The following is a 25,432-nucleotide window of genomic DNA, read 5'->3' on the forward strand; positions in this document are numbered from 1 at the left end:
ACATTTATCCAACCTTTAACGAAATGCTCATGATGACAAGCGATAAAAATCTTTCGACAAGCGACTCCACCGACAATAGCGATTCCCGCAGGGATTTTATCAAAAAAACCCTCGCGGGCACGGCACTCCTGTCCTTTGGAGGAATACTTCCCGGTTTTAGCCCCAAGAGCTACGCAAACATCGTTGGAGCTAATGAAAAAGTTCGTGTTGGCGTAATGGGTGTTAACAGCCGGGGGCTGGCATTGGCCAGTAATTACGCTTTGCAACCGAATTGTCAGGTTGTATCCATTTCCGATGTGGACTCCCGGGCTGCACAAAAATGTATAGCTACGGTTGAAGGTATTCAGAAAAGTAAACCTGTCAACACCCCGGATTTCAGGAAAGCACTTGAAAACAAGGATATGGATGCACTCGTTATCGCTGCACCGGATCACTGGCACGCACCGGCTGCCATTCTGGCTTCAAAGGCCGGAAAACATGTATATCTTGAAAAACCATGCAGTCACAATCCTAACGAAGGGGAATTACTGATTGAAGCAGCAAAAAAATACAAAAATGTAATCCAAATGGGCAACCAGCGCCGTTCATGGCCAAATGTTGCTGCTGCAATCAAGGAAATTCAGAATGGCATTATCGGTCGTACCTATTTTGCAAAAGGATGGTATACCAACAACCGCGCTTCCATTGGTGTAGGAAAAGAAACGGCCGTTCCTGCCTGGCTGGACTACGATTTATGGCAGGGTCCGGCACCACGCACCGCGTACAAAGACAATCTGCTGCATTACAACTGGCACTGGATGTGGAACTGGGGAACAGGAGAAGCATTGAACAATGGTACGCACATGGTGGATCTGATGCGCTGGGGACTGGGCGTTGAATATCCGACGCATGTTACCTCATCAGGAGGCCGGTTCCGCTTTCAGGACGACTGGGAAACGCCGGATACACAGGTTATTAACTGGAATTTCGCCAATAACACAGGCATGACCTGGGAAGGCAGAAGTTGCAATGGACGCACCATCGAAGGCAGCAGTGTCGGACTGATGTTTTATGGAGAAAAAGGTTCTCTTCAGATCGATGGCGGAAATGAATACAAGGTTTACGATCTGGATAACAAGTTGGTAAAACATGTGAAAAATGATTTTGTCATTGACCCAAGAAACAAAATGAATCCTTCGCAGGGTCTGGATGCTATCCATATCCGGAACTTTTTTGACGGTATTAAAAACGGGTCAGCAGTCAACGCGGAAATCGTTGGCGGTCACCAAAGTACATTGCTCTGTCAGCTTGGGAACATCGCTGTACGCACAGGCGGAATGCTTGAAATTGACCCTAAAAATGGTCATATCAAAAATAACAAGGCAGCAGCAAAACTTTGGAAACGTGATTATCAGAAAGGCTGGGAACCAACTGTCTGACAATACTGCTCCCGGACTCAGTCCGGGATTTTCCAAATCTTAACCCCCATTTTAAATGAAAATTGCAACCACAGCGGTCAGGGTTGAAAACCTTACAAAGCACCAGACGATGCTATCCATTTCCCTGATCGGATTAATGTTTTTCATATTCGGCTTTGTCTCCTGGGTAAATTCCATTCTGATCCCCTACTTTAAAATTGCCTGCGAACTAACCAGTTTTCAGGCCTATCTGGTAGCCTTCGCATTTTACATTGCCTACTTTGTCATGTCCGTACCTTCCTCCTATCTGCTCCGGGCCGTCGGATTTAAAAAAGGAATGATGCTTGGTTTCTGGGCAATGGCGCTGGGCGCATTTATCTTCGTACCGGCGGCGATGTCACGGACCTATGAGCTCTTTTTACTTGGTCTTTTTACGATAGGGATCGGTCTTGCTATTCTGCAAACGGCTGCCAACCCATACATCACGATTCTAGGCCCTAAAAACCGTGCTGCCCAGCGGATCAGTATCATGGGAATCTGTAACAAAGCGGCGGGTATTTTATCTCCGATCGTTTTTGCTGCGGTAATTCTCAGACCAACGGACACGGACCTTTTTACCCAGCTCAGCTCCATGACGGATATGCAGCGAAATGCTGCGCTGGATGAATTAATTCGCCGCGTTATCAATCCCTATATTGGATTAGGGTGTTTCCTGTTTATCCTCGGAATTCTCGTTTACCGCTCTCCCCTGCCTGAAATCGATACAGAACATGAAGATGACAATCTGGCAACGGTCAATGCGGGCAAAACCAGTATTTTCCAATTTCCTCATCTGATACTTGGCGCGCTCGCTATTTTCCTGCACGTAGGAACACAGGTGATCGCGATTGACACCATTATTGGTTATGCAGGTTCAATGGGGATCGATTTACTTGAAGCCAAAGTATTTCCATCTTACACCCTGTTCTGCACCATTTGTGGTTACCTGATTGGGATTACCCTAATTCCAAAATTTATCAGTCAGGTTAATGCACTCCGGATCTGCACGGTTCTCGGAACCATTTTCACTCTGCTTATTATTTTCGCAAAAGGGGATTTTAACTTCATCGGACACGAAACTGATGTTTCAATCTGGTTTGTCGTGTTACTTGGTCTTGCCAATTCGTTGGTTTGGGCGGGTATATGGCCACTGGCACTGGACGACCTCGGGCGCTTCACCAAACTGGGTGCGTCGATCATGATCATGGGGCTTTGCGGAAACGCGATCATGCCGCTCTTTTATGGTCACTTCGCCGATGTTTACGATTTGCGCCAGGCCTACTGGGTATTACTTCCCTGTTACCTATATCTAGTCTTCTATGCTGTAAAAGGACATAAACTACGAAAATGGGGATTTTAATGCGGCAAGAAATCTGGATTTCCCCGGTGCGACTGTCAAAGCATCGGGAGATATATAGCACCAGGTTTTGTTAACCTCAGACCGTAGATCTCAATCTAAAAAAACCAACGTTATCATTTAAATACAAATTCAAAAACAACACAAAAAATGAAAGTCGATAATTTGAAAATAGAAATTTTTGAAACAAGAAAGGAAATGGGTGAAAACGCAGCGAAAATGGTAGCTGACAAAATCCGTGAAATGCAGGAAACAAAAGAATACATCAATATCATTTTCGCCTCTGCTCCTTCTCAGAACGAATTTCTGGCTGCTTTATCAGAGGAAAAAGGTATCTCCTGGAAACAGATCAATGCTTTCCACATGGATGAATATGTTGGTTTGCCTGCTGATGCGTCTCAAAATTTCGGCAATTTCCTAAAAGTTAAATTGTTTGATAAGATCCCGTTAAATTCCATTTTCTACATCGACGGTAACGCTACCGACATAGACCTGGAATGTAAACGTTACGAAGGGTTACTCAATGAATATCCAACCGACATCGTTTGTATGGGAATCGGAGAAAACGGTCATATTGCGTTCAACGATCCGCATGTTGCCGATTTCAATGACCGGAATCTGGTAAAAAAAGTGGCACTTGACATCGCGAGCCGCCAGCAGCAGGTAAACGACAAATGTTTCGATTCTCTGGATGAAGTACCCGAAGATGCAGTTACGCTCACGATCCCAGCCTTACTGAAAGCCAATTTTGCCTATTGTATTGTACCGGGGGAGAATAAAGCACAAGCAGTTTATAATACTTTGAAAGAGGAAATTGAAGTAGCCTTTCCCTCGACGATTTTAAGAAAACATCCAAATACCATTTTGTTTATTGATAATGATAGTTCAGGAAAATTGGGAGAAATTTCGTCGTTTAGTAAAGCCTGACCACGACGTAATTTTTTGGTTCCAATCACGCCTACGGTTTACAAACATAATTCAATCGGAAAGCTAGCCGTTAAATTTGTGTCACAAAATCTGTTTTATATTTGACTATTTTAATTGAAATGACGCTGCCTGACAACAACAGTTGCCAGACAGCGTCATTGATTGTGAGGCTTATGCTACTGTCTCCAGCGGAACCGCATTTCGATCTGCTCCCACATAACCCTTGTTCTGATTGATCCTCCCCTGCGTTTGTGGTAATGAAACGGCCTTATCGAATTCCATATTAGCCAAATAGATTTTGGTCAATAAATGATCCGCGGCACCTTTGGTAGGCACTCCGGCGGTGTCTGTTACCGGCATCCACTACGTTGCAAACTCGATATCTGCCTGGATTTTATCTAAAATGGCCAGCGTGAATGAGTTTTAAAATCCAGTTTAACACCTTTGACCTCTTCCTGAACAAAAGGAAGATCCCCGTAATTGCCGATCAACCGATAGTACCAGGAAGAACGGTGCCACAGTGCTTCTGCCAGGATCTGATTTTTCTCCGCCTCGTTTTTCCAGGTAATATTGTCAATACGACTAATGACCGTATTGGCATTTTTAACCATTGCAAATTGGTCAGTTAAATGAAATAACAAACTACTAGTCACCTATCATCTATCGGTTACGTACCCTTCATACAAGCAGTGTAAAATTCAGTATTGCCGGAAAACAAATTCACTTCTTGCCTGAATACTGTTTTTCGACTTGGCGATAACACGCCAAGTCGAAACAACGTGTACGTTAACGCCAAATATATAAAAAGAAATTAAATTTTAAATAAACCAGATATATATTTATATTATTCTGAATAATTTGAAATAAAAGAAATAATAAACCTAAACTAAGGCCATAAGTTAATATATTATACTGATTAATATATTAACTTTTTTTCACTTTTGAATCAATCGTTCAAGCAAAAACTGCGAGCATTTCTTGTTGCCCCCACCTGTTGCTCAGGCACTATTCCTTACGCGAATGTCTAATGGAGTGAACTAGATTCTATAAAAATGGGGTATGCTGGCAAAATAAAATATTAAATATCTGATTTAGAGAAATTTAATACTAAATTAAAAACTTTATAGAAAATATATCTTAATAGCTTTCACTACCTAAGAAACGGGTACGAAAAAAAAATCTAAAAAAGTTAAAAGAAATATGCTCTTTGTTGCTTTTGTTAACGTACACGATAAATCTAAGCAGGTATACATCTTTCTCCGCCTTTAAATGCATTCGTTCAAGTTAGTATACGCTAAATTACCGCTACAAGAAACGCCTAAATTCATAACCGAAATGACAAAACAGCTAACCAGACGGGAATTCATTAAACGAAACGCCCTTACCGGGCTCGCATCGGGATTGCCTTTAAGCCTGATTGCGAACCATGCCTCACAGCCAGCCATTTTGGGTGGGCAACCTGCCTGGAACAAAGGCAGCTGGCCGATATGGCCCCAATGGAATCCGGAAACGGACGAAAAAGAGTTGCTATCGGTTATCAGAAGCGGGATATGGTCGCGGGCAACAGCTGTGACTGAATTTGAGAAACGATGGGCAAATGCCGTGGGAACTCAGCGTTGTCTGGCACTTGTAAATGGTACAAATGCGCTGGTTACTGCCCTCGCGCAATTCAATATACAGGCAGGAGACGAAGTGATCGTGCCGCCCTACACTTTTATCGCGACGGTAACGGCCGTATTAAGCAATGGTGCCTTGCCTGTGTTTGTTGATGTCGACCCGGAAACCTTCCAGATCGATCCGGCGAAAATTGAAGCAAAAATAACCCCGCGTACCAAAGCGATCATCCCCGTCCATATCCTGGGCTTACCAGCCGACATGGCTCCGATCATGGCCATTGCAAAAAAACATAACCTGATTGTGATCGAGGACGCCTGCCAGGCACATTTGGCCGAATATCAGAACAAGAAGGTAGGAAGCATTGGCGATGCCGGATGTTTCAGTTTCCAAAACTCTAAAAACCTGGCGGTTGGCGAGGGCGGGGCGATCGTAAGTAATAACAACGCGTTCATGGATCGCTGCTATTCCTATACCAACTTTGGGAACCCATACGGAACTCCCGTCGGCTCGGTTAGCACGGGCAGCACCATGCAAGGCACAAAGCTGCGTTGGACCGAATACCAGGCGGCGATCGGTCTGGCACAACTACAACGCCTGGATGCGCAAACGACACTGCGAAACGAAAACGCAGCTTACCTCAAATCCAAAATTAAAGACATTCCCGGCATTCGGCCTTACCGGCTTTACGATCACGTGACAAAGGCAGCATTTCACCTCTTCCCTTTCCGTTATGACACGCAGCAGTTCAAAGGATTGTCCCGCGCCGACTTCCTGGAAGCGCTTCGTGCTGAAGACATTCCGTGTTCTTCCGGTTATACAACACTAAATACGCAGCCCTTCCTGGCAGAAACTTTCAAATCGAAGATATATCAAAACAGCTATTCCAGGGAATTACTGGCTTCTCACAAAGAACACAACCATTGCCCCCAAAACGATCAGTTATGCAAGGAAGCCGTATGGTTTACTCAAAACATGCTGCTGGCGTCCCGCAATGACATGGAAAGGATCGCCTCTGCCATTGAAAAGATCTATCAAAACGCTGAAAAAATTAAAACGCGCAGCAAAAAATAGACGGAACACCTACAAAATAAAATGGAGCTCATTTCTTGCAAATAAAATATTGAATGATAACACGAACCAACCCGGCTTCCGAAATTTCAGAGCCGCAACAACATCTGACGGCAACCCCCTATTATTCAGGCTTTCCCTTGGCGCATGATACGTATAATGCCATTACCGCAGCGAGCGATGGAAAGATTTATTACGTTTTGTGCTCGGAATCTTACGAGACAGGCGGGCAAATGTACCAATACGATCCGATCACTGATCAAACATTTTTTCTGGCAGACCTTACAGAAATCTGCGGAGAACAAAATCGCAAAGCCATTCCCCAAGGCAAAAGTCACGTACGGTTTTATGAGTACGCTGGCAAATTATATTTCGGGACACATCTGGGGGTTTATGAGATGATCGACGGTATGGAACGCCTGCCAGTCGACCCATTATCCGGTTTTGAACGCTATCCTGGTGGACATTTTTTATCTTATGATCTTACAACAGGAACATTTGAAGATCTGGCTCTTGCGCCTGAGGGTGAGGGCATACTGACCATGACCATCGACGGGGACCGCGGCCATATTTTCGCACTCACCTGGCCCCTCGGCTATCTGCTTGATCTCGATCTGGCAACGGGTCAGCTCAAAAACCTGGGACTAACCTGCGGCAAAGGCGAAGGCGGTATTCCGGGCTACGATTACCGGGTTATTTGTCGTTCCATGTTCGTGGATCCTCGGTCAGGCACCGTTTACTTTTCCACCGCGGAAGGCGATATCTGTTGTTATCAGCCTGGCATGCAAGCGTTTGAAACGCTTGCAAATGTGGACCTTCGTCTCGATTACTTTGGGACATATGATCCCACCAAACCCGGCTCCATGGGTTATAATTGGCGTAAAATATTTTGGCACGAAAGAGAAGCGGCGGCTTATGGCGTTCATGGCAATTCAGGTTATCTTTTCCGTTTTGATACTAAAAAACAGGAAGTTACACTCCTGGATCGGATTACATCACTTCCGTCACGTAAAAGCGGTATGTTCGACCAGTTCAGCTACGGCTATCTTGGTTTTCAGCCTGGTCCTGACAAAGAAACGATTTACTACCTGACAGGTGGTCCCATTTATGAAAACGGAGCGCGCGTGAAGGGCGCTTCAGAGATTGCCAAAGGTGCAGCGAAAGGACTCGAGAACCTGCATTTGATAACCTACCACATTGCAACCGGTGCTTATCAGGACCACGGTCCCGTTTTCTATGCAGATGGATCGAGGCCCACCTATGTCAATGCCATTGCGATCAGCAAGGACAGGGCGGTTTATAGTCTTGCCCGGTTTGCGCACGAAGGGAGTGAGATCCAGGATCTGATCCGTATCCCAAATCCTTTTGTGAAAGAACAATAACCCGCTACCGGAACGGTGATTGGTTCCCGCAGGCGCCGTTCAGTTGCGGTAGACATGAAAATTGGTACGGGTAACAATGTCGATTGGCATAAACTCCTTTGGGGGAGGTACTATGCCGTAAGCGAGATACTGGTAAAGGGCGATGATCCCCCGATAAGCCTGCTCTACCGGTTTCTGACATATCAGAAAATCGATCATCCCTTTTTTCAGATAAGCCAGATTTTCAGCAATATAATCATAGCCGATCAGCAGAACCTTTTTTTCTGTTTTCTCCAAATATCTTGCAACGGTCGATACGCGGGAATTCGTTACAAAAACCACCTTGATTCCCGTCGTATCACGGAATTCCTCACTAAGGCAATTATCAATGGATTCAACATCAGTTTTCCGGATATCGATTTTTCTTATTGCTGGTGCGGTCTGCTGTTTGTCAAAATAGGTCCTGAAACCATCTTCCTTTTTTAATAAATGGTGATGACCGTCGATCTCCCTGGAAATATTGACAATCAGGATTTTATCCTCTGGCTGAACCAGATAACTCGCTAAATGCGCGCTAAGATAGCCGCTGTCAAAGAGGTCAGGGCCCGTGTAATTGAGACTTTCGTTATTAGGCAAATCAGAGTCAATCAGCACATAAGGGATATTCAACCGTTTACAAGTGCGCGAAAAACTGACAGATTCTTCAATAAATGAGGGTGCCAGCAGAATGCCATCCGGTTCGCTTTGCAAGATAATGCCCGTTTTTTCGACAAAAGAACCGATAGAATCCTGATCGTAAAAATAAGGATCAATAACAATGCCGTGCTGACTAAGTTCAGTGCGAGCCTGCTCAATCCCTTGCAGCGGAGCCTGCCAAAAACTGGTTTCCGCCGAACCAATAGGGATAAGCGTTGCAATGCGAAGGGTTTTTCGGGTAGCCAATCGCTGGGCCAGCAGATTAGGCTGGTAGTCGAGTTCGCTGACGATCTGTAAAACATGCTCCCTCGTTTTCTTCGCCACGCCGGGCCGATTATGGATCGCCCTGTCTACCGTTCCTATGGATACGTTTGCGCGTCTCGCAATCTCCTTAATGCCAACCAACTCTTCCCGTTCTTTGTTCCTCATTATTCAATGCAACTAAATAGAATGCAAGTTAAAAAATTATGACTTAAAACGGTCATTTGGCGAATCGTTAACCTACACAGTAAAACTATTCAGTACCTTTTTTTAATTTAAAATGACCACCTAAGCCCTCAGCACCAGATTCGAATCCACTTTGACCATTAAGTTGTAAAAAACTATATTTTGGAGAGAGAAATATGTAAATTTACGGGTACGTACACGATGTATTTATATACTTTTGACTATTCCTGATTCAATTCCCATTTTGACTCCTTGAATATGAAGATTCCCATCTTTCCGAAAACAAGCAAGTACGCACTGGTTCTGATGCTATTCGCTATGCAGTCGCTGCTAGCTCACATCACAATTGCCCAGCAAACATGGCGGGCTGGGACGGCCAGACTGAATATTACCCCTAAACAGCCCCTGCTCATGGCCGGTTATGCCAGCAGAACACATCCCGCAGAGGGAAAACTGAGTGATTTATGGATAAAGGTGCTGGTTCTTCAGGATGCATCTGGAAATAAAGCAGCAATGGTTTCCTCCGATTTATTGGGATTTCCCAAACAAGTATCAGACCGTATACGCGGGCAACTCGAAACCACACTGGGGCTGACAAAGGCTCAGATCATTCTCAACAGCTCTCATACCCATTCGGGGCCGGTGCTGGGTGATGCATTGCAGGATATTTATCCGCTGGATTCGGCACGACAGATGGCGATCAACCAATATACTGATAATTTAGAAAAAGAAGTCGTTAAGGCGGTTTTGAAAGCAGCCCGAACAATGGAACCCGTTCGGATTTACGCCCAGCAAGGTGTCAGTCGCTTTCAGGTAAACCGGAGAAATAATGCGGAAGCCAATCTGGCAGAGCAAACTGAACTCAAGGGACCGAACGATTATGCAGTTCCGGTTTTCAAAGTGGTAGATCTCAAAAAAAAGACCAAAGCGATTTTGTTTGGCTACGCATGCCACGCCACCGTGCTGAACGGCTATGAATGGTCTGGCGATTACCCAGGTTATGCGCAAAGCGAACTTGAAACATCCTTTCCAGGCGTTGCAGCGATGTTTTTCCAAGGAGCCGCCGGCGACCAGAATCCGCTGCCAAGAAAAAAGATTTCCCTAGCCAAAAAATACGGACTCGAATTGGCCAATGCTGTGAAAGCCGTATTGGAAGAGCCGATGGAAGAACTTACACCGGAATTGAAGACAGCCTACAATGAACTCAGCCTGGGCCTTACTCCGCTTCCGCAGGCCGAACTAAAAAAAATGGCGCAAAGCTCTGACAGCTACATGCAAAAGTGGGCGAGCCGCATGCTTGGCAAATCAGCAACCGCCCAGGTGCCTCCAACTACTTACCCCTACCCTGTACAAGTGTGGAGATTGGGCAAGCAGGGGCTTGTGACGCTTGGAGGCGAAGTGACAATTGGTTACGCAATCCAGATCAAGAAAATGCTGGGAAAAGAAACTTTCGTAATGGCATATAGCAATGATGTAATGGGTTATATTCCGACGGAAACCATTTTGCAAGAAGGCGGTTACGAGGGTTTTTCATCCCAAATGGTTTATGGACAACCCGGAAAATGGAGCCCATCCATTGAATCTACTATACTTAAAGGGGTTGCAAAAACGGCTGATGCTGTGGGGCTGACCACCAAATAATGCAACTGCGCAGTCATATTTAAATAACCCGTTGGGTAAAATTAAGTAATTTAAATTTTAATATTGCTGATGTTCCTTTTGAATAATATTTGTTGATATATTGAATGGAAGTCGAGGCCGTGATTTTACCATTATGTCAATTGAACTAAAAACACCCGTCTTTGTGCAAATCCCGTGTAGTTTATACATCGCGGCGAACCACCTGTAACACCAAGAGTTTTGGGATGCATAATAACCTTTTTCCGGTACTGTTCAGAAGGTTTCCTTACAAATTTTAGCCCTTTTGCTTCTTGTCATTTTACAAATTTCAAGCGGCATTGAATCGACAACAAAGTAGTTTTCAAATTCTACAAAATCGCGACTTAGATTGCTCCTGATCCATTCGGTCAGGCCAAACAATTTATGTCTGCGTTTATTAAATTGGCTCCTTTCGAGAATGTTTTCGATTGAACCTTCTGGAATCATTTTGAATCAACTGATTTTCACTGTCAAGTGACATATACTCAACCGTTAGGCTCAATGCAACAATCTGTAAATCAGTTATCTTAGGTTTCCTTTCTACTTTTCTTATATCAAGCGAAATGTCTAAGGACTCAATAGTTTTAAGAATTTTATGGTAATTTTTTACTAATTTTAACATGCATATTGAGGCCTGTTTATCGACTCCAATGTACTGAATTTCAATACATTAACCCAATATGAACTTTTCTTTTTCTTACTATTTTATTTCGCCCAACGGGTTAAATCATTAGATACTCGCTACGGAAATTTCAATTCCAACATGGTACGATTGAAGCAGAAAACGATAAATCGAAGCTGTAATCAAATTCCTATTTCAATTCCAACATGGTACGATTGAAGCTAGGAAAGGCGTGGTAAGGTTAGGTCAGGTCAGGTAATTTCAATTCCAACATGGTACGATTGAAGCATAATAGTGCGTACATGAAACTATCGGATTCCAGAGCATTTCAATTCCAACATGGTACGATTGAAACGTCCAGGCGGCTCTTTATCGGGCACCAATTTAATTATTTCAATTCCAACATGGTACGATTGAAACTGCGTTGCCGGACGGAAAGAATCCGCCGACAATTTGATTTCAATTCCAACATGGTACGATTGAAACTCCAATAGGTTTGATTCTGTTAATAGCTCCGGTTTTGATTTCAATTCCAACATGGTACGATTGAAACTCCAATAGGTTTGATTCTGTTAATAGCTCCGGTTTTGATTTCAATTCCAACATGGTACGATTGAAGCAAAAGATTCACCTTTGGGGTATTAGCGGTATTGATATTTCAATTCCAACATGGTACGATTGAAGCGTTAACAACCGCCGGGGCATTTGCGCCGATCAACATATTTCAATTCCAACATGGTACGATTGAAGCTAAAAATCTATCGCCGCCAAGATGTCTAAATTCTGTATTTCAATTCCAACATGGTACGATTGAAGCTTTCGAAAGAGCAGCAAGATAGAATTAAAGCTGCTTATTTCAATTCCAACATGGTACGATTGAAGCCGCTAGGAGGGTTTTTGTTTGTTGATCTAAGCTAGATTTCAATTCCAACATGGTACGATTGAAGCAGATTCTTACCGGCTCGACTATTCGGGGGTAATGTCATTTCAATTCCAACATGGTACGATTGAAGCGGGGTCAAATGGGGTATTCCATTTCAACGCCTCATTATTTCAATTCCAACATGGTACGATTGAAGCGAGAATACTGCAAAATTCAACAGAGAAATTATCACATTTCAATTCCAACATGGTACGATTGAAGCGAGAATACTGCAAAATTCAACAGAGAAATTATCACATTTCAATTCCAACATGGTACGATTGAAGCAGTGCCGGGCAAGAAAAAAATCTGACGGCGTGCTGAATTTCAATTCCAACATGGTACGATTGAAGCTGTCATCGTTCACCTCTGTCTCTGACCTTAATACTGATTTCAATTCCAACATGGTACGATTGAAGCTTACTCAGGTTGGCGTGATTGAAACGCAGTTTGAGCATTTCAATTCCAACATGGTACGATTGAAGCTTTGATAGGTTTCTTAACCCCGACGCTACTTTACTCATTTCAATTCCAACATGGTACGATTGAAGCAACCGAATTTGATTTCGATGTGACCGGATCAACGCCATTTCAATTCCAACATGGTACGATTGAAGCTTCATCAACATATAATGGCAACTGCATACTTTTTATATTTCAATTCCAACATGGTACGATTGAAGCCGTAAGACGTTCCATTTATAGTCAGCGTTCGGGATATTTCAATTCCAACATGGTACGATTGAAGCTGGAGAACACCGCCCGTTACCCAGGAAGTTCTACTATTTCAATTCCAACATGGTACGATTGAAGCGCCAAATGGAAAACATATTCCGATTTGGATCCTGTTATTTCAATTCCAACATGGTACGATTGAAGCTGAAAGTTATCTTTCTACCCAACTGATTTTTCTTTATTTCAATTCCAACATGGTACGATTGAAGCCTCTTGCTGATAATTGCGTTGCTACCAGGCTAGAATAATTTCAATTCCAACATGGTACGATTGAAGCCTGTTCATCTTGCTTGGTTTCCTCCTTTTTCATAGATTTCAATTCCAACATGGTACGATTGAAGCATAATTAACTTGACAATTCAAAGATACAGGGTTGTTTATTTCAATTCCAACATGGTACGATTGAAGCTTTATGTCTTTGCCAGGTGTTTCAATTTCAGTAAGATTTCAATTCCAACATGGTACGATTGAAGCTTGGATGCTGCACCCAATGGAAAGGTGATTGACTTATTTCAATTCCAACATGGTACGATTGAAGCTATATAGCGCAGCTAATCGGATCCGCTGGGATTCAATTTCAATTCCAACATGGTACGATTGAAGCTCCACTTCTTTCGGTACCACGCCCAGGGAACAGGCTTATTTCAATTCCAACATGGTACGATTGAAGCTACCCAAACGTTGAATATCTACGTACGCGCTCTGCATTTCAATTCCAACATGGTACGATTGAAGCTTTGCAAAGCTACGTGGATGGGAATATCAGGATTGCATTTCAATTCCAACATGGTACGATTGAAGCCGTATTGCTCTTCAAATATTAATCCTATTCTAGCCTGATTTCAATTCCAACATGGTACGATTGAAGCGAGCGGTGGGGTTACGGGCAGTGGGTCTTTTGGAAATTTCAATTCCAACATGGTACGATTGAAGCGTGTTCTTCAACGGGGTTACTCAGGTCGGAGTGATATTTCAATTCCAACATGGTACGATTGAAGCTTAATACAAAATACCGTCAGTTCGTAACTAATAATATTTCAATTCCAACATGGTACGATTGAAGCACTAAGCCCGAATAGCGCATACGTTTGGGCAACATCATTTCAATTCCAACATGGTACGATTGAAGCCGCCGTTGGTAAAGTAGCCGGGTTTAAAGTTGACTCATTTCAATTCCAACATGGTACGATTGAAGCCTTTGTGCGGCACCTGAGAAATCGCCAGCCAGAACCATTTCAATTCCAACATGGTACGATTGAAGCGTCTTCAAGACCGAAGAGCCAGAGAGCTGCTTGCGAATTTCAATTCCAACATGGTACGATTGAAGCTGGCGTGGGTGGGGATATACTCCCGGCTCATGTATAATTTCAATTCCAACATGGTACGATTGAAGCTGTACCGTTGAGCTATTGTCTTCCGGTATGGAGGTATTTCAATTCCAACATGGTACGATTGAAGCGGAAATTGGCCCGTTGGCCGATTACATCCCAATTTAATTTCAATTCCAACATGGTACGATTGAAGCAAGTGGCTTAGTAACGTTTTTCATTAATTAAATCTATTTCAATTCCAACATGGTACGATTGAAGCTCAACACCGTCAGTATCGCCAAACAATCGGTATACAATTTCAATTCCAACATGGTACGATTGAAGCACTTTTTGCAAGACTGAACAGAATTGTAGTTTACATATTTCAATTCCAACATGGTACGATTGAAGCTCAATACCTCAGGATCGGGTTCTTGGAATGACTCGCATTTCAATTCCAACATGGTACGATTGAAGCACATGATTAATTACGCGCTTACCGTGAGTATGGTTTATTTCAATTCCAACATGGTACGATTGAAGCCGGTGACGATGCCTATAAACCCGTTCGATATATTCAATTTCAATTCCAACATGGTACGATTGAAGCAAAATTCTGTTTTCCCGGTCCCTGTTTCCTTAGATGATTTCAATTCCAACATGGTACGATTGAAGCAGGTAATATCCGGCTCCGCGTCTTCTTGAATCATTAATTTCAATTCCAACATGGTACGATTGAAGCTGAATCCAGACATTTGTTTTCTCTCAACCACCCTCATTTCAATTCCAACATGGTACGATTGAAGCAATAACTCGTAATTCTCTGCAATCTTATTTTTCATATTTCAATTCCAACATGGTACGATTGAAGCATTTACTTTCAGTCGCTTGTAGGTCCTTGGTTTTAGATTTCAATTCCAACATGGTACGATTGAAGCTTTGCTATCCAAAGCGATTTGCAACCCCGTTGTTTTATTTCAATTCCAACATGGTACGATTGAAGCAGAGGAATTGATCCAGAAGCTTACCGAATTAAAGCTATTTCAATTCCAACATGGTACGATTGAAGCTATTAAAACTTGGCTTTGTTCAAAAACGATATCCGGAATTTCAATTCCAACATGGTACGATTGAAGCTTCCCGAAGGATTCAACCCAACTGTTGGCGGTTCTCTATTTCAATTCCAACATGGTACGATTGAAGCTGCTTTGTCTGCCATTTTTGATAGGTCAATAGTGGAATTTCAATTCCAACATGGTACGATTGAAGCTGTGGCACCGGCACTGAGCAGGGCGGGAATGTTACATTTCAATTCCAACATGGTACGATTGAAGCGGAAATACGCCGTCCCACTTCATGGATGAGTTGCATATTTCAATTCCAACATGGTACGATTGAAGCGGGTGCATTAGGTGGGGGTGTCGGAGTTAAAATCATATTTCAATTCCAACATGGTACGATTGAAGCCCGTCGCTAAAACGAGCTTATTCTACAATAAACGAACATTTTTAGCTCAAAAACAAGCAAAAAAATCGTCGATGCATGATGGTACGATTTTATCTGGGCATCGACGACTGTTAATTATCAACGATTTACACATTAATCTAGGCTACTTTATTCATTTCAGCATGTCAAAGAACATATCGAAAAATCACTTCGACGACTTTACTTCTCATTTTCTAAAGGAAATTATCGGTCGACATTCGCTCCTGGCCAATCACTTCTTTGTCCAGCCAACGCTCTTCGCGGCTTTTAAATATGATCAGACTGTCCCGATCTTCATCCATAATTCTCCGCGCACTTTGCACCATTTCCTTCAATTTGACTTCTGTAATCTCTCCCTCAAAGACCGAATTCTGGATCCAATTCAAATATTTCCGGCAATGTTTCAGCATCTTCCCTACCCTCTTCTCTCCAATATCATAAACCAAAATAACGTACATTGATTCTAATGTTTAACTCTTGAAATATCAAAGCTTCGCAATCCAAAGTTGGGGACACCCAACCGGACCGTATAGCCGGTTACCGAAAGCATCCTCTACCACATCATCCTAAAAGGCTTGTAATCTTCAATTCCCAAAAGATGTTTTTGCAACTTGTAGCATTCCAGCTTTACCAAATGTTTATAACTTACGCTTCTTCCTAAACTTCTGTGTTTAAACGTTTCCTTCAAACGCTCTTCAAATGTTTTTACAAACATCTTGCGAGCGCCTTCTTTCAGTACACATCTGTTTAATTCCTGCCGGAAATCTGTTGCCTGAATCTGTTTCTTGTTCAACATACTAAAAATGGTCCGGTCAACTAACAACGGTTTGAAAATTTCAGCGAGATCCAATGCCAATGAAAAGCGCCGGGCTCCCGGTTCATGCAAAAAACTGATTGTCGGATTTAGCTGAGTATGATAAATCTGATCCAGACATACCGTATAACACAGCATATTCCCGAATGAGATCAACGCGTTGATCTCATTTTTAGGAGGTTGTTTACTTCGTCCTCCCATTTCAAAATCATTGATAATCACGTCAAAAGAATCATAATAAGCCTGGCGAATATTACCTTCAATACCCATCAATTCATTGACTTTCAATGTCTGACCGATCAGGGCATGATAGTTTTCGATTCGGGCAATGGACAGACTTACATCTTTTCCCCGATTGGAATAATAAGCCAGATTCTTGGAAATATTGAACGATGCACCTTCCACAAATTTATTGGCGATAACCTGTCTCTTTTTCTCCGAAAGGTAATGCCTGGTTTGTTCCACTTGCATTTTACCTGCCAATAAATATTCCTTTGGCATAAACGATCCGGTGTAATGTTCATAGTAGTCGAAAAAGTGAACGGCCACCTGGTTTTTACCAAGAAAATTATACAAAGCACTATTGGCATCCAAACTTCCAAAACAATACAGATTGTCTACCGTCTCAATCGGCAGATAACGCGGCTGCAAGTCGTTTCCTTCCTCATCAACTGGCTGAAAGCAAAGTGTGTTATCTTTTCGGGACAGGCGTCCGGGATTAAACAAGTAAAAAGATTTTTTCATAATCTAAGTTGTAAGTTACTTTTCTCCTTAAAAACCGGTTTTACTCCTCCCCTGACCAGCAAAAATCGAAATAGCTGCACGACTTGCATTTCGGCTTTGCCAACAATGGCGGACATTGTTCGGATTCTATAATCCTGCTGGCGTTTGTAATCCAACCCTCCAAAATATTTTCCCCGTCTTTATCCAGCTCAACCCGTTCCGTTTGCCGGAGTTTTGGATATTCGATTATACCATATTCAGCTTTGATACCATTCCGCCTGAGAACATACATGTAAAACTGAACCTGTGCAATATGTGCCTGCTCCTTCGCCGCCGATTTCTTCACCTCATGCACCACACCATTATGCGGATCATAAAAATCGATTTTGGCAGCCAAGCCAATTCCATCCTGCACAGTTGGTTCGACCGAAATCTCCACCTCCGTATATCTTTCGGCGCGTTGCGGATAGGTGGTTTCTCCGATTAACTTTCCTTCATATACGATGTCGGATGTATGTTCCATGCGGATGGCGTGGGCGTGGAGCCACATTTCGCGCTTGCAAACGTGGTAGAGATTGATGAGGGTGGCGTTGATGTTCATGATTAAAGGAAAAGGTTTTCGTTGTCATTATTTAGTTCTACCTCACTCAGTCCGCCTTCTAAGGTGTAAATCCTGTTCAGATCTAAGTCACGTGCATTTAGATTTAAAAAACCATATTTTTCCTCGCCAAATCCCAAACTCTTTATTTTTTCAACAGTTTTTGAATGCGAAAAGAGGGAAAAAGTAAATTTTGACATAATGCTTTGTAGTGTTTTGAATTGAACGGCGCGCTCCATGTCAAATCCAATCTTTTTCTTCCTGTTTTGACTGCCTTGAAAAATTAATGCTTGATATAACTCCCAAATTTGTTTTCCGTCGATAACTAAATCGTCTTCCTTATAAATTTCAAAATTTCCTAAAAACTCCAAATCCCTTCTTGAAAAAATAAACTCTCCGTTTTCAAGTAAAACTGGTAATTCAATGGGGACGAAAACTGATTCGTTTTGCTGATCTATGATCTTGAATTCCTTGTCAACTATCTCGTAATTGAGCTTCTTAATTCCCGGATCCAAGAAGGAATTTTGGAAATTATCAGCCCAACCAAGATTCTCATTGAATTTATCCCGACGTTCAAAAACCAGTTGATACAAGTGTTTAAAGTTCTTCTTGTTTAAGATATTCTCATACTCTATTCTGGAAATTTTGTCGCTAGTCACTTTAAAACGGTCATCGTTTTTATAAAGCAGTTTGGGATCATCTATACGGAATAGGTATACCTCACACCCCTCCTTCGAAGCGTTTCGATTAACACGTCCGGCGAGTTGCTCGTCGCTGTCAATCAATGAGATATTTTTAAAACCTAAATCCATATCGATATCCACACCAGCCTCCACTACCTGGGTCGTAATCAGCAAGATATTTAATCTTCGATTATCCTCATTCTTTAAAAATGTTATTATTTTTCGTCTTTGAGGTTCTAAGACTGTCCCGGAAAGCACAAATATCTCGTCAAAAATATGCTCACTCTGATCAATAATATTTTTGAATTCTGATGCGGTCTTTTTGTAGATGAATTCTACGATAGTGTGTACAGCATCATTAATTTCCACGTATTGAAAAGATTTGACGACGACAATCTTTGCCAATTCATCTAATTGTAATTCTTTTTGTTCAAAAAGCTCGAAATTGAATTTTACCCGTTCCGCAAAATTCGGATTAGTAATGTACTTACGGGCATTGGGAAGCAGTTCAATAAATTCCGGTTTTACGATTCCCTGAATAACCAAATCGCTTATTTTTGGTAAAGTAGCCGACATCAATATAAATCGAATATTGAAGCTTCTTGCGTATTCATTAATAAAGTACAACATCTTGTCCCATAGCTTAGGATTGTAAGTTTGCAGTTCGTCAATGATCACGACCGAATTAGCGAGTCGATGAAGGAGATAATTTGCTTCCTTTCTGTTTGTTTTTAGTACCTCAAAAAATCTTACGTGCGAGAGAACAGTTAAAGGATAAAGAGCAAAAAGATTATCAATAAAATCCTTTTTATCTGACCCAAATTCGCCATCTTTCTTTTCCTCTACTTTTAAATCCTTACTGTGAAACCCCGCTTTGGAATGAAGCTCAACCAACTCGTCATCTTCCAATAGGAGTGTTTCTTTCAGTGCTTTGTAAGTCTGCGTTATCAGTGTAGTAAAAGGAAAAACGTAATAAACCTTATTCAGTTCGGGATTAGCTGCCATTAGTTCAGTAAGGGCAATCATAGAAAGATTGGTTTTTCCTCCACCAGTTGGAGCTTCTATGTAAAATAGATAATGTTGTGTATGCTTTCTAACCGTTTGCACTAGCTCTACTGCCATTTCCTGTCTCAACTTATTCAGATTAGTTTTTGACTTCTCTCGTAGACTCGCCTCTTGAAACTCAAAATCTCCAATATTTGAGAACGTATTCCGATTGTGAGCATGTGTCGTTCTAAGATTCGAAATAATTTGTTCAATCCGTTCACGATTGTTAAAAACTCCAAAGTCAGAAGTTCTTTCACCACTCATGTACTCATGCGTTGCGAGGTAATCAGAGGCGGTCAGCAACGAGAAATTGAGTTTAATTAATGTGAAGAGCGAAAAAGAAATCGAAAAGGTTTCCCACCTGTCAAAAAAGGCATTTTTGGCTTGCAGATATATTTTATCCTGAAAGCTTTGATGTATCTCGAAATGATATAATTTCAGGTATCCTTTCATCGCATTCACCTCCTCCCTAAATTCTATGTCTCCATTAATTGGCTTGGACAGGTAAGCCGCGTGATGTTTAAAAATGGGATATGACAGTAAGATCACAACAAAATGAATTTTCCACATGTCTTTTCCATTTAATGGCAAAGACATTGATTCCTGCAAATGTTTGGCAATAAAGAGATATGCACCGAGAGCGGAATGTTTGGATTCAAGCGGATTGTTTACAACCGACTTGAACAAAGGATTATTCATCTTAGAAGAACTTGCCTGAAAGTCTTCATTAACTTTCCCAAAATCATGAAAATGTATAATTTTCACAAACGCATTCTTGATAAATGTAGCAATCTCATAATGGTCTCCTGATTGAAAACTACATTCCTCTACTAATTTGTGAATAAATTGATCAATGACAGGATCTAATCCATGAGCCAGTATGATATCCCCAAAGTAACGGTCTACCAACGTGACATGTTCTTCGAGGGTTTCTGAGATACGTCCGGGCGAAGTGTGTGCAAGATATTTATCAGCATCTTTCAACCATTCCTTTAGATTAGGAGTGGTTGAAAGAATTGATTTTACTGAATTAAGAGAGTTGGACATAATAATCAAGTGCAGCCAGAAAATATAAATTGTCTAATGCGGTGTTGGGTTTCAAAGGAAAATTTGACAAGGTAAAATCACAGATTTCGTATTGAAATAATTCGGCATTGAAACCAACAGGCAAGCGTTCAAAATACATAAATGTGTCAGCTTTAAAAGTAATTTCAAAGGGATTATAATTGTCGCAAAAATCGTCATCGACAATTTCATCTTTCAAAATAACTTTGCGCTTATTAATCATTGTACTAACCTGAAAACTACCAGAATCAGCCTTTCTTCTTTCAAACTCATACTCCTGAAAAGTGGATTCTCCGTTTTCATCCAGCCACCATGCTTGAAACTCGTTTTTACCCAGATACGGAATATACTCAGCTTTGCCCTCTTTCAAATTGGTGTATAAGTGCGAATGGTCCGGGTTTGACAAATCAAGTAACAGATAACATCTATATGCAGGCTTGATAAGCATTACTTCCTCAATCAGTAAATTCCCGTCAGCATTTGCATATCCGACCGTATTGCTATATTTCACCGTAGTTTTCTGAAAACTTCCTCTTTCGTGAGAATTCTCTAAGGGCTCGATCCCAACAGGCAAATCTTTCAGTCGCAGATGATATTCCGGAAACTCCCCCTTACGTTCATAGCCTTTCAAACCAATAATTGCACCCAGGATGCCTAACAGAGCTGGTTTATGAAGCATGTTGTAGGATAACAATATTCCATCGTTGTAATCAGGCTTTTTAAAAAATCCGAAATCTCCCGTAAGGTCAAACGAAATTAACTTATTACCATTTGCCATAATTAATTCATTTCTAATTTCTTAGCACCATCAGGAACGTTTAAAACGGTGGTTACAGCTTCGTCATAATAGAGCTCAATTGCCTCTATTTCGGCAGCAACACTGGATCGCGATAGAATTGCAGACACTTTGCTCATGTCAATCTCACGGCTTTCGGTTACTGATATCAATTCTACGAATGAAGGAAGTACTAGCTTGGAACCCTCTTTCAATTGCACCCATAGCAGCAGTTCATTCTCGCTTCCTGACTTGGCAGCTGAATCGTAAAAGGTTACCCCAGAGCGCAAAGATTCTTTCAACTTCGGAATGTCATCGGAATTCAAGCCATTGCTTTCTACCTGCTTAGCCATGTCTTCCAAATTTCTGGGATTAATTGAAAAATGATGTACGTAGTGTCCCTCCTTTAATTTGAATTGGGTACCAAGTGTAGTTTGCATGGAATCAGCACTGTTGTTGTTGGAATTTCTAAATGGAGAAGAAATCTGTTCAGAATATATGATGCTTTCAGGGAAGCGATTAACCCCGTGAGTAATTTGTACAGTTCCATGAAGCGATAAATTTGCACCCTCACTTGCGAATGTGCCTCCGAAAAGTCTTACATCAATACAGTCCAGTAACTTTTCTAAAATTACTTTACGCGCCTTCGAACCATCCTTTTTATCAATCTTAGGAAACTCTCTAAAATGTTTTACATAAGTCTGATCCAGGTCTCGCGGTTGCATGGTGTCGCTAAGACTTTTAAAGTAGAATACCTTTTCGGCCGGAAAATTTTTTACTATATAGTTTCTGACAGAATATTTTAAAGCTTTGTCCGTAGCATAAACTGTTCCATCCGGCAAAGTTCTAGGTTGATGTGTAAAATCTGCGTTATAATTTGAGTTAATTGATTTGACAATTACACAACCAAATACCCTGTTCTTAAATGAATTGCTCATTATTAATTTATGATTTATGTGAAAGGTTTATTCCTGAGTTTGTATTTCTTGCTCTCCGGATATTTCAGGCGTGGATACCTCTTTATCGCTAAACAGCGCATTCTTAGAAAAAATACCTGCCAGAATCGTCGGAATCAACCCCCTGACCGAGGTGGTTTCATAAGCGAGCACTTCTGCAAATGGCAATCGAAAATTGCCGGAAAAGTTCTCATGCTTGTAGGTGTCAAACATCCTGGCGATAGCCTTATTTAGCTCTTTCGATTTCACTTGTTGAAGAAACGGCTCTAACCTTTGATAGCTCTTATCGGCAGTTTTACTCTTTGTCATTAAATAGGCAATTACCTGCCCTACTACAAAAGCATATTGGTCATCTGTTTCAATAGATGCTTCTCCTTTTGTAAGCTGCTGGATAAAGATTCGGTGTTCTTTCAGTTTACTAGCCATGGATTGAGGTTGGTTATTTTTTAAATCAAATTTCTCCGAAAAGCTGAACCAGATATTTAACTTTTGGTGAATGGAGTGGTATTGCGAGTGATTATTGTTTTTGAATTCATCGAGACGCATGTCTTCTATAATGCTTGTCTGTAAAATATCGTCAAACATTAACTTGGTAACAGAATGTCGCTGGGACTTAAATATAAAATCATAAAAAGCCCTTCTGTATTTCATTACCTGAAGAAATGTAACATCCGATTTGCAGTAGGCCGAATCAATGTCGTCAAAGTATTTATGCTGAAAATCTCCTTTTTTTGTTTTTACAATGAGAGCGTTATTAAAAATATTCAACAGAATAAGATACTGGAAATCAAACACGTTATGAACCTTAGGCGAGAATTTACAATTGAACAAATCTTCAACCTTCCATGAATTGTCATTTTCATCTTTTAGCTCATATTCGAATTTTGACACAAAGTCGAAGTCTTTTATTTCTCCCATCTGATAGAACAAAAGATAGTAGTTTCCAATATCTGATTTGTGATTCTCGTACAGTCGCTCAATAATCTCCTTATAACCCATTTTTCCGCCATCACCAGTATTCTCTTTGAACAGCATGATTGACTTATTTCTCAATTCTTCATTATTTATAAAAATCGGCAGCGGCCTTGGAAATATATTACGACCCATCAAATCCTGAAATTCGTAAAGAGATTTTGCATCCTCTCCCGAAATTCTACCCGAAATGTCAAAACTTGCGGATTGGTGACTTAAAAAGATTTTTTTAGTTGGAAAACCATTAAAAAAGTCACTGGTACCGTATGTGGTATCTCCGATTGTTTTATTGTAATCACTCGTATTAAACAATTTGTCGGCCAGATATTTAGCGTTAGCAGCGTGATACTTTTCGATGGGTTCATCAAGATAAAAGATAACATATTCAGCATCTTTCATTTCTGCGAACTCCGGAATCCGATCCAGCAAAGCGTGCATTTTATCCTCGCTATTGATTGCATATTTGAAAATTTCCAATCGTTGCTTATCCGATTCATCATCCAGCAAATCGAATCCTTTGGCAAAATAGGTGTTAATTCTTTCATAGACCTGAGACTTTCCGACGGAGGCGTTAGCCAAATATTTTTCACCATTTACCAAATTTTCACGCTTTACAGCCAGGCAATATGGAGAACACGTATGAATAGCCTTCGTTGGCAGATCGAAACATTTGTTAGTATTCACACACCAGGACAATTGCGAAAGAGTTGCGAAACGGTTCAGTAGTGTCAATTCATCCGAACCCAGGTTTTTGGTTTTTGTGTAAACCGAACCTAAAAGTGATTCGTAATTTACGACACTTGTTTCTCCATCAGTTTGAATTTGAAGCAAGATATGAAGGCCATCTTTGGGTTTTAGGCCCAACGCCTTAAAGTCAGGATCGAGAGAATTAACGAATTGGGAGAGTTCTTTAATCATATTTATTGTTGCTATCGCTATTAGTCCAAAAATGAAATCCATTACAAATGCCACAGCTATCGATTTGACTTTCATCCAATAAACAATTCAGGCATTTTCTAGCAGGTCTGTTAATCAATTTTTCATCCCTTCCCATGACAAGTCGTTTTAGGTTCTTGACAAAGTAAGGGAAAAATAAAATCTAATCAAAGTATATGGTAATTTACTATTAATTTCGAATATTCACTTTTTTTGACCCTTAAAAAATTAAAAAATGTTTACTTTTACTTGGTGATCTAAATTAGGAATTGAAATAAGTACATAGTTATTTGGCAACAACACAATCGTACCATTTTAGATTTCAAGCAGTTGCGAATAGCGCAACTGCTTTTTAGTAATTTACCGCTGCTTTATGACGACGGCGATTTCCACGCACCCACACCCCAACGTACTCGAATACTTCCCTATCCCGCTGGCAATCGCAACTTCCAGAATCTGACGTGGCGCTGTGAGTTCAAATTCGAAATTATGAAAACCAATAACCTTGGTCTGTTTTCCTTCCTTGCCTTCTTTTACCAGCATGCCGCGTTGTTTGATTTTTTGTTCTGGTAACAATCTGAATTTTACCAGCTGTTGCGCAGTAACAGCATCCATAGCCAAACCGCCGTTTTCCTGCACACTCAGGTATTTATCGACCACATTTTGTGCTAAAAATATAGCAAATCTTTCATCTTCAGGATGTAAATACTGATCCAGGTTCTCTATTTTCTCCGCGATAACCATTGGTGAAAGGGTTCGTAACCGAACTGTCGGCGCCATACCTTCCGGGATATTGACCGGAATTGTTTCTACACGCTCTACAATAAAATCAGCCTGGTAATCTTTGTTGTAAAGACTTAGCTGCTGATTTTGAAACAGTCCGACAATAAAACTTTCCGCAGCCTGATCAATATAAAACGAAACAATCAAAGAGATTTCCGACGAACGTAACACCATACACGAATCACCCGGCCTGGGCTTTTTAATGTTGGGGATGATCAAAGAAGAAAATGTAAAGTGTTTGAAAAACTTATGCCCATTTGGCAAACTATATCCCTTTTCATGAAGAAAAGAGGCATATCCCGAATCAGCACGGTCTAACAGTTTGTATATCCATGCTTGTAATGGATATTGATAATTAAACAATAATTGCTGCCGATCCCTTAAAGGTTTTAGCACTAGTTGAAATCTCATTTATATATGGAGGTGGTTACATCTGCA

Annotated in this window: 17 protein-coding genes, 1 pseudogene and 1 CRISPR repeat array; of the genes and pseudogenes, 6 read left to right on the forward strand and 12 right to left on the reverse strand. The window is 41.2% G+C overall.

Annotated elements, in window-relative coordinates; translation table 11 throughout:
• The first annotated feature begins 29 nt into the window (after positions 1-29).
• The 3 genes from RB622_RS02595 to RB622_RS02605 all read left to right on the forward strand — a co-directional run bounded on the left by RB622_RS02595 (position 30) and on the right by RB622_RS02605 (position 3,720).
• Entirely contained in the window at positions 30-1,418 is a 1,389-nt protein-coding gene (locus RB622_RS02595; RefSeq protein ID WP_308044935.1) for a Gfo/Idh/MocA family oxidoreductase, read from the forward strand.
• A gap of 55 nt (positions 1,419-1,473) precedes the next feature.
• Complete coding sequence (locus tag RB622_RS02600; RefSeq protein ID WP_308044936.1) at positions 1,474-2,796, forward strand: sugar MFS transporter; 1,323 nt, start codon at positions 1,474-1,476, stop codon at positions 2,794-2,796.
• A gap of 147 nt (positions 2,797-2,943) precedes the next feature.
• Positions 2,944-3,720 (forward strand): glucosamine-6-phosphate deaminase, encoded by a 777-nt coding sequence (locus RB622_RS02605; protein ID WP_308044937.1) that lies wholly within the window; start codon positions 2,944-2,946, stop codon positions 3,718-3,720.
• Between the two features lie 171 nt (positions 3,721-3,891).
• On the opposite strand, the gene RB622_RS02610 is transcribed toward RB622_RS02605, so the two are convergent.
• Entirely contained in the window at positions 3,892-4,080 is a 189-nt protein-coding gene (locus tag RB622_RS02610) for a hypothetical protein (RefSeq protein ID WP_308044938.1), read from the reverse strand.
• A 38-nt stretch (positions 4,081-4,118) separates the two neighbouring features.
• The gene (locus RB622_RS02615) at positions 4,119-4,331 is read right to left on the reverse strand and encodes a RagB/SusD family nutrient uptake outer membrane protein (protein WP_308044939.1); all 213 of its coding nucleotides are present in this window, start codon (positions 4,329-4,331) and stop codon (positions 4,119-4,121) included.
• A 724-nt stretch (positions 4,332-5,055) separates the two neighbouring features.
• Between RB622_RS02615 and RB622_RS02620 the strand changes: the two genes are divergently transcribed.
• Positions 5,056-6,408, forward strand: a complete 1,353-nt coding sequence (locus RB622_RS02620; RefSeq protein WP_308044940.1) for a DegT/DnrJ/EryC1/StrS family aminotransferase — start codon at positions 5,056-5,058, stop codon at positions 6,406-6,408.
• Positions 6,409-6,461: 53 nt separating this feature from the next.
• The gene (locus RB622_RS02625) at positions 6,462-7,787 is read left to right on the forward strand and encodes a hypothetical protein (protein ID WP_308044941.1); all 1,326 of its coding nucleotides are present in this window, start codon (positions 6,462-6,464) and stop codon (positions 7,785-7,787) included.
• 39 nt (positions 7,788-7,826) lie between these two features.
• Here the strand turns inward: RB622_RS02625 and RB622_RS02630 are convergent, their stop codons facing one another.
• On the reverse strand, positions 7,827-8,891 hold the full coding sequence (locus RB622_RS02630) for a substrate-binding domain-containing protein (protein WP_308044942.1): 1,065 nt from the start codon (positions 8,889-8,891) through the stop codon (positions 7,827-7,829).
• A 276-nt stretch (positions 8,892-9,167) separates the two neighbouring features.
• Here RB622_RS02630 and RB622_RS02635 point away from each other — a divergent pair, with 276 nt between their 5' ends.
• Positions 9,168-10,550: a neutral/alkaline non-lysosomal ceramidase N-terminal domain-containing protein gene (locus tag RB622_RS02635; protein WP_308044943.1), complete on the forward strand. Its 1,383-nt coding sequence runs from the start codon at positions 9,168-9,170 to the stop codon at positions 10,548-10,550.
• Positions 10,551-10,682: 132 nt separating this feature from the next.
• Here the strand turns inward: RB622_RS02635 and RB622_RS30295 are convergent.
• From RB622_RS30295 to cas6, 9 genes and pseudogenes are all read right to left on the reverse strand, one after another.
• Positions 10,683-11,133 (reverse strand): annotated as a pseudogene (locus tag RB622_RS30295) (IS982 family transposase); the annotation flags it as partial.
• 184 nt (positions 11,134-11,317) lie between these two features.
• A CRISPR array of direct repeats spans positions 11,318-15,624; the repeat unit is 30 nt; unit sequence ATTTCAATTCCAACATGGTACGATTGAAGC.
• A 212-nt stretch (positions 15,625-15,836) separates the two neighbouring features.
• Positions 15,837-16,100 carry a CRISPR-associated endonuclease Cas2 gene (gene cas2 / locus RB622_RS02640; protein ID WP_308044944.1) on the reverse strand — a complete coding sequence of 88 codons (264 nt, stop codon included), beginning with the start codon at positions 16,098-16,100 and terminating at the stop codon, positions 15,837-15,839.
• A 95-nt stretch (positions 16,101-16,195) separates the two neighbouring features.
• Positions 16,196-17,200: a type I-B CRISPR-associated endonuclease Cas1b gene (cas1b, locus tag RB622_RS02645; protein ID WP_308044945.1), complete on the reverse strand. Its 1,005-nt coding sequence runs from the start codon at positions 17,198-17,200 to the stop codon at positions 16,196-16,198.
• A gap of 40 nt (positions 17,201-17,240) precedes the next feature.
• The gene (cas4, locus tag RB622_RS02650) at positions 17,241-17,780 is read right to left on the reverse strand and encodes a CRISPR-associated protein Cas4 (RefSeq protein WP_308044946.1); all 540 of its coding nucleotides are present in this window, start codon (positions 17,778-17,780) and stop codon (positions 17,241-17,243) included.
• Between the two features lie 2 nt (positions 17,781-17,782).
• Positions 17,783-20,554: a CRISPR-associated helicase Cas3' gene (gene cas3, locus RB622_RS02655; protein WP_308044947.1), complete on the reverse strand. Its 2,772-nt coding sequence runs from the start codon at positions 20,552-20,554 to the stop codon at positions 17,783-17,785.
• Positions 20,538-21,350, reverse strand: coding sequence for a CRISPR-associated protein Cas5 (gene cas5 / locus RB622_RS02660; RefSeq protein WP_308044948.1), 813 nt, complete (start codon positions 21,348-21,350; stop codon positions 20,538-20,540). The genes cas3 and cas5 overlap by 17 nt, the downstream gene beginning before the upstream one ends.
• 2 nt (positions 21,351-21,352) lie before the next feature.
• Positions 21,353-22,285, reverse strand: a complete 933-nt coding sequence (locus RB622_RS02665; protein WP_308044949.1) for a type I CRISPR-associated protein Cas7 — start codon at positions 22,283-22,285, stop codon at positions 21,353-21,355.
• 27 nt (positions 22,286-22,312) lie between these two features.
• Complete coding sequence (locus tag RB622_RS02670; protein WP_308044950.1) at positions 22,313-24,193, reverse strand: hypothetical protein; 1,881 nt, start codon at positions 24,191-24,193, stop codon at positions 22,313-22,315.
• A gap of 378 nt (positions 24,194-24,571) precedes the next feature.
• Positions 24,572-25,405, reverse strand: coding sequence for a CRISPR-associated endoribonuclease Cas6 (gene cas6, locus RB622_RS02675; protein ID WP_308044951.1), 834 nt, complete (start codon positions 25,403-25,405; stop codon positions 24,572-24,574).
• Positions 25,406-25,432: the final 27 nt, after the last annotated feature.

Source organism: Dyadobacter sp. LHD-138 (assembly GCF_030929615.1).
Taxonomy (GTDB): Bacteria; Bacteroidota; Bacteroidia; order Cytophagales; family Spirosomataceae; genus Dyadobacter.

What these genes read in the sequence shown, in the direction of transcription:
- cas4 (WP_308044946.1), bottom strand. Translation starts at nt 17,780, where the DNA reads ATGAACATCAACGCCACCCTCATCAATCTCTACCACGTTTGCAAGCGC.
- cas6 (WP_308044951.1), bottom strand. Translation starts at nt 25,405, where the DNA reads ATGAGATTTCAACTAGTGCTAAAACCTTTAAGGGATCGGCAGCAATTA.
- RB622_RS02620 (WP_308044940.1), top strand. Translation starts at nt 5,056, where the DNA reads ATGACAAAACAGCTAACCAGACGGGAATTCATTAAACGAAACGCCCTT.
- RB622_RS02625 (WP_308044941.1), top strand. Translation starts at nt 6,462, where the DNA reads ATGATAACACGAACCAACCCGGCTTCCGAAATTTCAGAGCCGCAACAA.
- RB622_RS02605 (WP_308044937.1), top strand. Translation starts at nt 2,944, where the DNA reads ATGAAAGTCGATAATTTGAAAATAGAAATTTTTGAAACAAGAAAGGAA.
- RB622_RS02610 (WP_308044938.1), bottom strand. Translation starts at nt 4,080, where the DNA reads ATGCCGGTAACAGACACCGCCGGAGTGCCTACCAAAGGTGCCGCGGAT.
- RB622_RS02670 (WP_308044950.1), bottom strand. Translation starts at nt 24,193, where the DNA reads ATGATTAAAGAACTCTCCCAATTCGTTAATTCTCTCGATCCTGACTTT.
- cas2 (WP_308044944.1), bottom strand. Translation starts at nt 16,100, where the DNA reads ATGTACGTTATTTTGGTTTATGATATTGGAGAGAAGAGGGTAGGGAAG.
- RB622_RS02630 (WP_308044942.1), bottom strand. Translation starts at nt 8,891, where the DNA reads ATGAGGAACAAAGAACGGGAAGAGTTGGTTGGCATTAAGGAGATTGCG.
- RB622_RS02600 (WP_308044936.1), top strand. Translation starts at nt 1,474, where the DNA reads ATGAAAATTGCAACCACAGCGGTCAGGGTTGAAAACCTTACAAAGCAC.
- RB622_RS02635 (WP_308044943.1), top strand. Translation starts at nt 9,168, where the DNA reads ATGAAGATTCCCATCTTTCCGAAAACAAGCAAGTACGCACTGGTTCTG.
- RB622_RS02665 (WP_308044949.1), bottom strand. Translation starts at nt 22,285, where the DNA reads ATGAGCAATTCATTTAAGAACAGGGTATTTGGTTGTGTAATTGTCAAA.
- RB622_RS02615 (WP_308044939.1), bottom strand. Translation starts at nt 4,331, where the DNA reads ATGGTTAAAAATGCCAATACGGTCATTAGTCGTATTGACAATATTACC.
- RB622_RS02595 (WP_308044935.1), top strand. Translation starts at nt 30, where the DNA reads ATGATGACAAGCGATAAAAATCTTTCGACAAGCGACTCCACCGACAAT.
- cas1b (WP_308044945.1), bottom strand. Translation starts at nt 17,200, where the DNA reads ATGAAAAAATCTTTTTACTTGTTTAATCCCGGACGCCTGTCCCGAAAA.
- cas3 (WP_308044947.1), bottom strand. Translation starts at nt 20,554, where the DNA reads ATGTCCAACTCTCTTAATTCAGTAAAATCAATTCTTTCAACCACTCCT.
- cas5 (WP_308044948.1), bottom strand. Translation starts at nt 21,350, where the DNA reads ATGGCAAATGGTAATAAGTTAATTTCGTTTGACCTTACGGGAGATTTC.